This is a genomic window from Streptomyces sp. NPDC007162 (assembly GCF_040634175.1).
In the GTDB taxonomy this organism is placed as follows: domain Bacteria; phylum Actinomycetota; class Actinomycetes; order Streptomycetales; family Streptomycetaceae; genus Streptomyces.
Map to the genome: position 1 here is coordinate 13,484 of NZ_JBEYFC010000071.1, position 13,361 is coordinate 26,844.

1 protein-coding gene is annotated in these 13,361 nt (G+C 70.2%); it reads right to left on the reverse strand.

Features of this window, described 5'->3' with window-relative positions; translation table 11 throughout:
* On the reverse strand, positions 1-13,361 hold a 13,361-nt coding region (locus ABZ646_RS11645), incomplete at both ends, for a lonely Cys domain-containing protein (protein WP_360516250.1).

The window sequence follows — 13,361 nt, forward strand, 5'->3', positions numbered from 1 at the left end:
TGCGTGTGCTCCCGCAGCCCCGCCGCGTCCCGGTACGCGTCCCGGCGCAGGGCCGCCTCCTCACGGGTGAACGACGTGAGCCCGGAAAGCCGCCCCGCGCGATCCCGGATCTTCTCCACCACCACCTGGGAGCGCAGCACATGACGCTCCGGATCGGTGATGGCGCCCGCGGCCAGCATCGCCTCAGCCGAGTCGCGGCTCATCCGGACCGGTACCGGATGCGGGATCGGCACGTCCTTGCGGAACCGGGAGTCGGGGTAGGCGGGCGTGGGGCTGGTCCCCGGTCCGGCGGCAGACGGCTCGGCGGCCTTGGGCCACACGGGCGTGGCGGGGCCGTTGGCCGCCAACGGGTCCGGCCCGGTCCTGGACACGTCCGCCGATCCGGAGTCGATCTCCATGAGGTCCCCGGAGGGGGCCGCCTCCGACGAGGTCTCCGACACGGCACCCGAGTCGATCTCCATGGGCTCCGGCCGCTGCCCGGATGCGGCCACCTGGTACTCGTATGGCTCGCCGTTGGCGTCATACATCACCCCGCGTGCGGTGATGGGCGCATCGGTACGCCAGGGGAACATCACCTGCCGCGCCTGCGGGTCCTTCGCGCCGAACGACACGTCGCGGGCCGGCGAGCCCTCGGCCTGCAGCAGGACCCAGTGCTGCCCGGGCGGGGGGTCGCCGAGCCCGCCGAACACGGTCCCCGGGTCCAGGCTGCCCTGCTGGAACTGCGGGATCACCACCGAGTGCAGCGTGCCGGGCAGGTGATTCCTGAGTTCCCCGGGAGCCAGATAGCCGATATACACCGGTGCGTCGACCTTCGGCTGCACTGCCAGCGCCTCGGCCAGAACGCCCAGGGTTTCGCCGACGGTTTCGCTTACCGCCTCCGCGAGCACCTGGACCATGCCCATCATCTCCGCGCCGATCTCCCCGTACCTCTCCTCGGCGGGGTCGGCGATGCCGGCGGCTTCCGTGGCCAGCTGATAGAACCGCGGGTCTTCCGAGAGCAGGTACGGAAAGTCCAGCGAGCCGCTCGCCATGGCCTCGTCGATGGTCTCCCCGATCGCGTCGGCCAGACGGTCCCGGCCGGGTGTCGCTCCGCCGCTCTCCGGTTCGAGATGCGCGCGCAGCAGCCGGTGGTCCGGGCCGTGGGTCGCGACGTACAGGGCGGTGAGATGCGCGGGCAGCAGGTTTTCCAGCGGCGAGCCGGAGTGGCGGGCGGACCAGTCGCGCAAGGCTGCGTGCCGGGCCGCCCAACTGCCCCCGCCCAGGTAATCCGTGTCTGCCTCGGAGATGCCGGGCAGGTCGCCGGCGTTCTCCAGCTGCCGGATTGCCTCCATCAGGCCTTCGGGCACTTCCACGCCGCCGGCCGACTGCGATGTCAGCCCGGGGAAGTACAGCTGGTGGTGCGGCGGCTGCCAGTCGGCATCATAGGTGTCGGTCAACTCCTCGATGCCGGAGTCGAAGGGGGACAGCTCGGAACGCACCCACGCGTACAGGTCCACCGCGTCGCCGAGCAGCGCGTCCTTGAGCCGATCGACGTTGATTCCCCGGCCGTCCTCGGCCAAGGAGGCCTCGGTGTACTCGCCCAGGACCTCGGTGAGGGTATGGGTGCCGTTGGACAGCCGCCACGCGATCAGCGCCTTCAGGAACGGCCGGTGCCCGCCGGAGAACTCGATGGCCTCGTAGGCGTCGAACAACGGCTTCATGCTCGGAAACGGGCCCGTGCGCAGCAGCAGCCCGCGCACCGTGCGCAGTTCCTCCCGGGCAGTGTCGTCCTCGGCGAGAGTGAACTCCTTGTCGCCGTGGACTCGCCGGGCGGCCCCGTCGATCGCCTCCATCAGATCCGAAACGGACGCCACAGTGCCGGGGGGGTTCACCTGGTATTTTCCGGAAGCCGTCAACGCGTCGGCGAACCGCTTCGCGAAGTTCTTGGCGTCCGCAGCCTCGTCGAGCGCTTTCCCGATGGCCTTCTCGTGCGCCCGGGCCACCTGTTCCCAGTCCGGCGTCTCATAGCGGCTCCGGTACCGGGGGCCCTGGCCGGCTAGCGGCAGGCGGGCAGCCTGCTCGTCCCGGCTGACGCCGGCCTGGGGTTGGAAGACCCGCCATTCCGGTGCGGGTTTTCCTTTCTCCTTGTAGAGGTAGACCTCCGACTGCGGATCCGGATCGCTGACGGTGTGTGCCTGGTTCGAGGTGGTCGATCCGACGGTTTCGATGCCATCGGAATGCTCATTGGCGACTTTCTGGGCTACCGCCGGCAGGCCGTCGGGGCCATATGCGCCGTAGCAGGTGAATACCAGCTGCCGCGTGCCGCGGCCGAGGCCGAGCTGCCGCATCAGCTGGGCGCTGCGGCGGCCGATCCATGTGCCGGTGACACGCTTGAGCCCTTCGGGGGTCAGCGCTTCGGCCAACCCGGCGAGACCGTGCGATGTCCAGACCGTGAACGCCGGTTTGTCACCGGGCTGCCGCAGACCGGTGGTCAGCGGCAGCGGGAACGGCTGCCTCCGGTAGAAGTCCGGTGGCTCATAGACGGTTCCAGGCCGCATATGGAGCAGACGGGGATAGTCCTCCGACCGGGATATCCAGTCGGGTCCGTTGAAACTGGCCTCGCCGAACAGGATTCCGCTGGGCGTCCTCACCTCGCGGGTGATGACCGTCTGCTGCCATCGCCGTTCGGCGGGCTGCGGGACTTCCTCGACAGAGACGAGGGCGTACCCCAGGGCGGTTGCCAGGTCCCGTACGATATCGCGGTCCTTGACGCTGAATGTCGAGGCCCGCGGGTAGACGACCTGGCCGTCGGGGACTCGGGCGAACGGCGCGTATTCATGGGCCTGGCGCGGTTTTTTGACCTGGTAGACCACCGGATGGTCCGTGGTGTGCCGGGGCGCCTCCACCAGGGCGTCCCTGAGGACGGCAGCAAGGCTCGACTTCGCCTGGAAAAGCCGCGGCCGCCTGAACGTGCGCTCGTCGACCGCGTACGCGTGCGGTCCCTGTACCGAGCCCTTTTCCCAGTCAAGCCAATAGATCGATTCTTCGGCTTCCGGCATGAGCGTCGCCGACCTGACGGCCATCTCCGCATGCTGGGCGAGCTCTCTCACCATGTCGTCGGTCGCCAGGGCGTCGGCCACCTCCTGCAGCCTCGCCGCCGACCGCTCCCCGGGGTGGTCAATCAGCCGTTGTACCGCCGGCTCCCGCAGCATCACCAGCGGCAGCCTGGCAGGATCCGCTCCCTGGTGCAGGCCCATGAGCTGGGAAAGGACCTCCTCTCGGAGCCGGTCCCGCCCCGATGCACCCCTTGCGGTGATGCGATCGTCCATGAGTTTGGCGTCATCTCCGCCAAGCAGGAACAACGCCACCCGGTGGGCGCTCCGGATCTCCGGGGGGGTGCGGCGGTAGGTGCCCATCCACCGCCGGAAGGAGTCCCGGCGCAGCAACCAGGCATCAGTTCCCTGGCGGGTGACGGAACCGCCGAGGATGGTGTCCGCCACCCCGCTCCTGAGGTCTTTCAGGCTCAGGCCACCGGTGAGATGCGGACTGACCAGGTTCCCGGCCCAATCGCTGTATGCGATTTGGTGCGGCAGGATGACGACAGCCGCCCGGAGCCCCGCGTCGCCGGCGAGCGGTCCCTTTGCCAACTGTGCTTCGGGGGCGAGGAGGAAAGGCACGAGGCCATACAGCTGGGACGCGTCGGCTTCCACGGAAGATGCTGTCCGCAGGTCCGGCTCCAGCACGTGCGAGCCGTCCTTCTCCGCGACCCCGGCCCGCTGAGCGGCGCCAAGGAGCTCCCCCAGGGTGGGGGCAGGGTCCTGCGGCAGCATCCAGCCCAGTACCGCGTTGCGGAAGGCCAGCGGGTTCTCGTCGGGCACGTTCAGGTCCTGGTAGACCCGCATCAGCAACTCGGCCTCGCGGATCCGCTCGGCCTTCTCGGCCACTCGCTCGTCGACGAGCGGATGACCCAGTGCGGTCAGCCTGGCGGTCAGGGCCGGGTCCACCGGAGCCGGCTCCGGCAGTCCCGTATTCCGCGCGTGGACCGCCGCTCCTCGCGCTACCGCCTCCATCACCGCACTCAGCGCAGGGGGATTCTGGGTGGAAATCAGCTTCCGGTACTCCCGTTGAGCACTCGAGTATGTGTGACCGGGCGGGAAGAACAGGCGGTAGCCACCGGAGGCGCCGGCCAGGCGGCCTCGGAGTGTTATCAGGGTCCTCTGGGCGGTCCGGCGCCATCGATCGGACGCGGCCATCACACGGCCGATCGCACGCTCGAAGAGCAGTGCCGTCTTGAGCCACTTGGACCGGTCCCCGAAATACAGGTCGGGGAACCGCACCATGGGATCCGAAAGGTGAGGTGCCGACACCTGCGACGGTCCCGCCTGCTGGAGCGCCATGTGTCCTGGGGCCTGAAGGGCCGGGGCGGCAGGCGCGTTGGTGAGCCAGGGATCAGGTACGTCTCCGACCGGTTCGGGACCGGTGTCCCGGCGCCGGTCGGCAGGGGACTCCTGGGGCAGCACGTCCGGCATCCGTGACGTCACGCCGGAGGACAGTTGAGCGGGCGCCTGTGATGTGGTGGCGACCGCGGAGGACATCTGCGCAGGGTGCTCGTGGGCGGGACTCTGGGTGAGCGCATTGCTGCCCGGCAGCGGTGCGACCTGGGTCTCCGCGGCTTCGGCGACGGACTTCACCGCCTCCAGCGCGCTCCGCCGGTCCACTGACGGCAGCTCCACGGCGTGCAGCAGCTCGTAGGTGTTGCCCTCGCTGTCCGTGCGGATCTCGCGCGATGTCACGGCCAGCTCGGTCGCGTCGGCGTACCGGACCTGACTCCGGCTGGGGTCGTGCGCGAGTGCCGTGACGTCACGGGCCGTCGAGTCGGCCACTTCGACGACGGCCCGGAGAGCCGGGGGCTGATCCGTTCCCAGCTCCCTCAGTGCCTCCGCCTCATCCAGCCTGACCTGCTGGAACTGTGAAACGTTCAGCCTTCCAAGGGCTGCGCCCGCCCCCTCGGTCGGCAACTTGAAGGCGAGGTACACCGAGCGGTTGACCGGTGGCCGTTTCGCCAGTCCCTCCGCCGCCAGCCCCAAGTGGGCGGGAATCTGGTAACGCAGGAAGTGGGCCAGCAGAGGAACCTTGTCCAGCAACTTCTGGTGGGCGTCGTTGAACTCGTCGCTGCCCGGAGCGGCATGCTCTATCCGTTCGATCTCGCTGTGCAGAACCGGATGTCGCAGCAGCAGTGGCAGGGGCAGACCCTGACCGTGCCGTGCCCGGTCCACCGCCCGGTCGATCTCCGCCCGCACCACCGGCGCGAGCATCGCAGCGCCCTGGGCGAACGGGAGCTGGTCGGCACCCGATTCCAGGAACATGCGGCTGTCGTCGTGGCTGAGCAGGTACAACGCGGTGACGTGCGCGGAGTCGAGTCGGTCCAGCGATCCGTCGTTCCAGTCGCGGGCCGCGGCGTACCGGTTCGGCCAGCCGTCCGCGCCCAGCTGCGACCCCTCACCCACCGGGATCGGCGGCACGTCCTCGGATGCCGAGAGCATCCGCACGGCCCGCATCAGCCCCTGCGGCACCTGGACGCCGTCCGGGGCCGCCGCGAGGTAGGCCATGCCTTCGGTGTGCATCCGCCAGTGCGGCGGACGCAGGCGATCCGCGAGATCACCCGCGGGCAGCCCCTCACGCGGCGCGAACATCGTGTCGACCAGGCCGTACAGATGCGGACCATTGCCGGCCAGCGCCGCGGTGAGCGCCGCCCGGTTCGCGCTCATCCCGGACCGCTGCAGATCGAACAACAGCAGGAAGAGGGGATGCCGCCTGGTCAGCCCCCAGCCGAACACCGCCCGCACGAACGCGGGGAAGCGCTCAGCAGGCAGGTCCAGATCCCGGTACAGCCAGTACAGCGGCAGCGTGCTCGGCATGTCGACCGCATGCAACTGGATTCCACGCTCCATGGCGAGTTGTGCCCGCGCCGCCGGGTCGATGCCCTTCGCGATTGCGGCACCCGGATAACTGGTGTGTGCGGCGGCGCGCGCGATGTCGGTCAACTCGTCCAGGGACACCCCGGGCCGGTGGGCGTCGACCGGCACCCCGTACCGGCTGGTGTCCGCGATCGCCTTCACGACCTCGCGCATGAGGCTGAGCGCGGCCTGATCCTGGGACAGCCGCTCGGCAAGCGCCGCATCGTAGATGTTCGTGGCGGCGAACCACTCGGGGCCACCCATCGGATAGCGCGCTGCCTGACCGGCGAAGTACGACTCGGTCGAGGGCACCGGCGCGCCCGCACGGGGCTGGGTCCGCGGCTGGACCTTCACGAACTCAAGGCCGGGTGCCGCGCCCCACCCTGGCATGAGGAGCACATGGTCCGAAGCAACGGGGTAGTTGGCGACGGTGGTGTTTCCCGCGAAGGAGGCGCGCTGCGGCGGATGCTCGTCGACCGCTTGCTGCGCCACCGACGGCAGGCCGGGGCGCCTGCTGCCAACCGAACACTGCCACTGCAGCAGGGGCGTGCCGTCGGCCACCCCCGCCTCGGCCAGCCGCCGGGCGAACTCTGCCCCGCTCTGCGTGCCGCTCAGGAGCTTGGGACCGAACCGCCCGAGGACGGCGATGGAGTGGGGCGAGCCGTGCGCGGCACTGATGACAAACCATGGTTTACCGGTCTGCGGTTCGATTCCGGATGGCAGTGGCCAGGGCCGCGACGGGCCGACCGCCGTCCTCTTCTGGCTGTCCCAGAGCTTGTGGTGCGTCACTTCAGCGAAGCGCGAGAAGGGAGCCTCGCGGTCGAGCATGTCGCGAGCGGTGTAGCTCGAGTAGCCGAACAGCACCCCGTGAGGCGTGCGGATGTCCCGGACCAGGACCTCGTTGTCCCAGGCGATCTTGGACGTCGGCCGCGGCACCTCGGTGAGGAAGATGTGCTCGTACCACAGGCCGCTCCTCCCGTCCCTGCCGTAGGTGCGCCCCAGGGTCCGCAGTCTCGTCGTCTGGGGAGACTGCACCGTGCGCTTCCCCGGCGTCAGCGACCAGACCGACGTCTCACGGAACGACAGCGGCCGCAAGACTTCGAGCACTACCCCGTGCCGGGTCCCCGGTTGGCCCCGCCTGAGCTGCTCACTGAGGTCCTTCAACGCTGCGGCACGGTCGGATGACCCGGGGCGGAACGCGCTGAGCTGCATCTCCTTGCCGTCGCCCGGGTACATGCTCGTCCCTCCGAACAGCGGTCCCGGCGCAGTCCGGACGTACAGCGCCGAGCGGCCGTCCGCAGGTTTCGCCGGCAACGTGTCCAGCGCCTCTTCGGCCATCGACGCATGGCCGCGCACCTCGGCCAGCAGCAGCTCGTCCGCGTTCTGCGCGAACGCGGCGACCGCCGCCCTCACCTCCGCTGCCGGGGCGGACCGGCCGATCACGGCCCGAACAGCGGGGTCGCGCAGCATCAGCAGCGGCCAGGTCGACCTGTCCTCAGGATCCGCTTCCGCGCCCGCCGTACGGATGAGCTCCCGCAGCCGCTCCAGCGCCCGCGGCCCTTCCTTGCGCACTCCAGAATCGAAGAGCCGCGCGTCGGGACCGGACACCAGCGTCAGCGCCATGGAGTGCCCGGGCGAGAGCTGCCGCAGCGCCTCCAGAGTGGCCGGGTTGCGCAGCAAGTCGCGCAGCGCCTCCCGGCGCTCCCGCCACAGACTCGCCGCCGGCTCGGTCAGCCCCACGACCTGGCTCAGACCGTGCCCCAGGACGACGCCGGGATCGAACCACCCTCCGGGCCCGGTGACCTCCGCGCTCAGCAGCGGCACAGTCTGCTCTGCGTACAGCAACACATGCGGTGGCTTCAGTGCGTCGCGCAGCGCCGGGTCGCCCGCCAGGCTGCCGTGCTGCAGCCGTACCCGAGGATCGAGATCGCCGTGCATCCACCCGTGCACCCGGGACATGTCCGTCAGCCACGGGTCGGGCTCCACCTGCCTGTCCCACAACCCCACCCGGTGCGAGACGTCCAGGAACCACTCCCACGGCAACGCGTCCGGACGCGACAGGAACCATCCCGCCACCGCGTCCCGGAACATGAACGCGTCACCGGAGTCCCGCCCGAGATGCCGGTGGACGCGGAGCATCAACTCGATGTCCCATGCCTGCTGAAGCTGAGGAGGTGTCAGTTCACGTGATCCCCGGTAACCGCGTCGCCGCATCTCGCCGTCCCACGCGGCGCTGAGCGGCCGGATGCCGACTGTGGCGGGCACCTGTGCCGCCCACGCGAAGTGCGGTGCCACCCGGTGAAACGAGCTGATCAGTTCCTCGAACGGCGGCGGGTTGGCGGAATCGAGCAGGCGCATTTCTGCGGCGACGGCATCGAAACCGGTCAGTGAGGACCGGTTGTGCAGCAGTCGAAGGATGGTGGGCGTCAGTCCGCCGGGCACGCTCCGGAACTTCCGCACGACGTTCCTGAGCGCCATCTGAAGGTGCTCGCGGACCAGCGGATCAGCCGCCAGCGTCCGCGCGACCGCCTGGCCGTAGCGTGCCGAGCGTTCCAGGTAGGGCGTCCGCAGGGGCCCGGTGAAGAAGCCGGGGAACCGCGGCTCCTGCACGGCCGGGAAGGCCGCCGGAGCCGCCCCGCCCACGGACGCCACGCTCTGCGGGGCTCCTGCGCCCCCCTGCTGCACGGTGTCCGGCGGCGGTGGCAGTGGCGGCTGCGCGGCCGCAGCCGGAGCCTGGACCAGCGAGTGTGCGGGGTTCGCCTGGGCGTCCGGCGTGCTCCCGGGGCCGACGCCGCTGGGTGCGATGTACCCGGCATGGCCGGACGCGTGCTGTTCGCCGTCCAGGGCTCGGCGCAGCAACGCGGTGAGCAGGTCCCCGTTGAGGGTCCGGCTCTCGTTGCCGCTTCCGGGCCAGGCAGCGGCGATGTCGTCCAGCTCCGCCCAGGTCAGCGGCCCGGCCGGGGCGTTCCCGGGAATGCGGAGCCGGCGCCGCTCCAGCGCCCCGAACCCCCGCACCAGGGCATGGAAGCGCGCCTGTAGCCGGGGATCGGTGTCGATGCCGGGCCCGAAGAGTTCCCGCAGCGCTCGCACCCACCGCAGCGCTCGTGTCGTCCTCTGCGGCAGCCGTGTCGGCAGCCCGGCGAGATCGGCCAGTTCCGCCAGTGTGTCCGTGTCGGGTTCCGGCGGGAGCCGACTCCACCGGGGCGCCGGCTTTCCCGGGTCGACCGTTCGGATCAACCGCGGAGGCGTTTGCCCTTCCTCCTCCCTGGGCTCCAGTTGTGCGTCGCTCACGTAGAAGTCGCGGCGGGTGACGTTCGCCGCCACCTGCCCGACGGAGGGGGCTTCCAGCCGGTCGCGGCTCGGTACCTGATGCCCCCACTCGCACCCGACCACCGACACCGGCTTGCTCGCCGGTACGTTCAGCATGGTCAGGAACCGGTCGATGAAGCGGGCCAACTCTTCGTTCCGGACGTAGTAGTCGCGTCCGTCGCTCTCCCTCGCCACCGTGGCGCGTCCGCGGTCACCGTGCAGGGCGAGTATGAAGGTGTCGCGGAGCGACCAGGGCAGGTCCTGGAGTTCTCCCTCGCTGGCCCTTCTGATGCCGGGGATCCCGTCGATCCGGTCGGTGTAGTGCCGCACCCACGGCAGGCTGCGCAGGGCGATCTCCAGCTGGGCCGTGTGCAGCGTGTTGAGGAGAGCCGCCCCGTTCAGCCGCTGTCCGTCCGGGGTCGTCAGCAGGTACGACCGCACGTCCGTGTCGGGGAAGACCGTACCGTCCGCAGCTCTCACGACGGCCTGCGGGTCGGCGGCCAGCTGCCCTGGATCGGCGGGCAGCCAGATGCCTGTCGGCACGTCCTCGGCGCCGGGGTCTTGCAGGTAGGGCATCGCCGCCACGGTGCCGTCGTCCTGCCGCCTGGTCCCCAGCCGCGGAATGCCGCTGCTATACCACACCCGGGTCCCCGCCCGGTCGGCCACGAGCCTCGGCAGTAGGCCGTGCCCTCGGTCCGCGTCCTTGACCAGGAGCAGCACCTGGGCTTCCGCAGGCCGCTCCGGGTCATGGGCGACCACCTCCGCGTACTCCTCGTCGTCCACCTCGTACTCCCTGCCGTGCTCGTCAGGGAGCAGGAGTAGCCCGGAGTCCGCCCGCTGCGGGATGAGCACCCACACCGCGTCCCCCCAGGGGGCCGGCGACTCGTTCCACCGGCCGGACCGGCGCTCGCCCACATGGCCCTGGACGAACCGCAGACCGGACGCCCCGGTCCAGTGCCGCCCCACCTGCCGCGGGGAGACGGAACCGGTCAGCGTGGTGTGAACGGCCAGGACACCCGCGAGTTGCAGCTGGTACGCGGCTATCGCGGCCAGGCTTCCGGCTCGCCCGCGCCGGTGGGCACTGGTCGCGGTCCTCAGCGCCTCGAACGCCTCCGCCGCAGTCACCGCAGCCGAAGGCTCCAGGTGGCGGATCAGCCGGGTGATCCCCGGCAGGTCGATCTGACCGGAGCCGAAGCGGACGTGTCCGGCGCGCGCAGCTTCCAGTACGCGCAGTGCGTACACCATGCCGTCGAACATCTGATGACCTGCGATGTCCGGGCCGAATACCGCGGTCAGGGCCGGCGGTGGCGCCGGGGCGTGACGGACTGGCGGCGGCGGTGCCAGAGCGACGTCGGCCGGCTGGGTGCTCGGTGACCCGGCGCCGCGAACGACCGTGACGAGGCGGAAGGGCCCCTGGTGACGGATCACCAGCGGCACGCCGCCGACATCGGTCACCTGGCGATGCTCGTCCCACTGGATGTCCGGCTCGTGGATCTCGACCTGGAGCGGGACGTACCCCGGGGTGTCACGGTTGTTTTCGTTGGTCGCCTCGATGTGCGCCGCGAGCTCGTTTGACTGGCTACCACCCGGCAACTCGTTGTCCGTCAGCACCCACGCCCTGCTGTGGGGCCCCATGACGTGCTCCAGGACCTGCGCCAGACCGTTCGGCCCCTCCCGCGTCGCCCATGGCCCCGGATGGGGAACGATCAGATCGGTGTAGGGCACATGCTGCCCGAAGTCGGCAACCGAGCCTGTGACCAGCGACAGCTGCCCCGCGTCGGCGGCCGAGGACATCAGCTGGGGGAGCATCGGCAGCATCGCCGGGTCGTACGCGCTGAGGTTGCCCCGCAGCCGCAGCGCGTTCGTCAGGAACTCGACATCCTCTGACCGGGCGCCCCCGTCCACCGCCGCGACGACCGTGTTACGCGTCTGCTCCAGCGCGTCGCGCAGACCACTGAAGTCCTCCACCGAACGCAGTCGCTGCTGCTGGCCCGGGTGCAACCCCTGATACCAGGACGAGGCCAGGATGTCCGGCCACTCCAGAACCCCGGTGGCTTCGCCCTGGTCGTCATACTCGACCAGGCTCGGCAGTTCCTCCTCGACCTCCTCCGCCGGCGGCGGCGGTGGCGCCACGTTCTGGTTCCCAGAACCGGCGTACTGGCCTGCAACGTTCTGGCCGGCAGCATGTTGCTTGACGGCCGGAGGGACGGGCCCATGAGGCTGCGGACCGTAGGTGTTCTCCACGCCGTCCCAGAACTCCCGCTGGGTTTCGTACATCTCGTTCTCAGCCGTGGTGCGCTGAAACGGATTGAACGTTTCCAGCTCCGCGTGGCGCGCGGGCGGGCCGTAGAGCTTGCGCAGCAGCGGCAGCAGCGGCTTCTCGTGCTTGACCACATACCGCCATCCGTTGTTGCGCGGCAGTTTGGTATACGGGTCCAGGCCGCCGTTCGCGCCGAGGTACGCCGTGCTGAGCTGCGCGAAGTACTCGAACGCGTTGTGTGACGAGTAGTTGGCCGGCCCGCCGGGCACGGCCCGCAGCGGCCCGTCCGGCCACTGCGCCTCAGGGCGGCCCTTCTTCGGCGGGGCCAGCTTGCTGCGGTAGACGCGGTCGATGAGCCGCTTCTGCTGTTCACTCAGTCCGTACAGGTGGATGGTGTGCGCGAACTCGTGCACGGTCGTCGAGTATCCATCCTCATAAACCTGGGCACCGGGAACTCCCGTCTTCTCTCCCAGAAGGTTCTCCTCGGTGACCGCTGCCGATTGGCTGCCGACTCCGCGGGTCTCGTCCCACGTTCGCTTCTCCGCCGGGGAGACCTTCTTCCCCTTCAGATGAAGGAACGGCTCGAAAGAGGTCATCTTCTGGCTCTTGGGCACCACCAGCACCGTGGAGCCGCCCTTGAGCAGCTTCGCAGCAACATCCGGATCATGCAGCATCCGCGCGATCGTCTTCTGCGCCTCGTTGCGAGCGGACACCGGCTGTTCGACGCCGGCCGGAACCCGCACCATCAGATGTGCGGCCGCCGAGGCGAACTCCCAAGCGGGGAGCTGTCGGCGCAGCGTGTCGACCACACCCGGATCCGACGCGAGACCCTCCCGGTCGGCCTCCCCGAGCAAGGGCAGTTCCCGGTACAGGGCGTCGGCCGGCAGCCCCAGCAGGTGTGCGGGCAGGCCGGTGGTGGTACTCACCGCGGCGCTCGCCGGTGTCTGTGCCGTCCCCTGCTGGGTGACCGCCGTGCCCTGCGGAGGCGGCAGCGTCCTGCCGGTGGCGCCTGCCGGATCGGCCTGCGAGGCTGTGGACAGCGGCTGCGTGTCCCCGCGGTGCGCCAGGGCCTCGTCGAGGGGCTCCTGCGGAACGCCGGAGGACACCGGCTCGGTGGTGTCGTCGGCTTCGGCGGCCTGTGCGGTGGCCGAGCGGTCCGTGTTCGCGACCGCGCTGTCCGCCCAGGAATCCGACAGTGGCCGCGGTGCGAAGTGGCGCTGGTAACCGTCGACGAAGTCGGTGGCGAATTGGTCGAGGATCTCGTCCAGCGTGGCGCCTTCGACACCCCGGTCGCGGCTGAGCGCTTCGAAGGACCTGTCCGCGCCCCTCAGCGCCGCCGCGACGCCGGATTCGAAGGTGAAGTGGGACGCGAGGTCGCGGGCCTCGTGTGCCACCTGCCAGTCCCACCCCGGCACACGGCTCGACAGATCCGCGGGTGTGGCGGCCTCCGCGCCGAAGACCGTGTCGAAGGCGGACAGCAGCCGCTCGTCCCATCCCGCCTTCGCCCGTGCGATGTCGGCCTCGGACAACTCGAGGTCCGGATGGGCCTCCCGCCATGCCGCGAGATGCTCCGCGAAGGCGGTCTGCGCGGTCGCCGTCGCGGCGTTGCGGGCCTGGTGGCGAAGCAGCACGGTGTGGATGCGGCTCTGGTCGGTGAGCGCGCGGTACGTGTCCCTCCAGTCCCGCAACAGCTCCGCGTGGGGGCCGGTGCCGCTGAAGATCTGTTCGAAGTGGTCGTTGACCGCCTCCGCGACGCTGGTCTGCAGGCCGCGCAGCAGGGGGCTGGGCACCGGGCCGGACTCGACGCCGAACCTCTGCCGGAACGTGTCGCTCTGGGCGGCCGGCTCGGCCGCCCA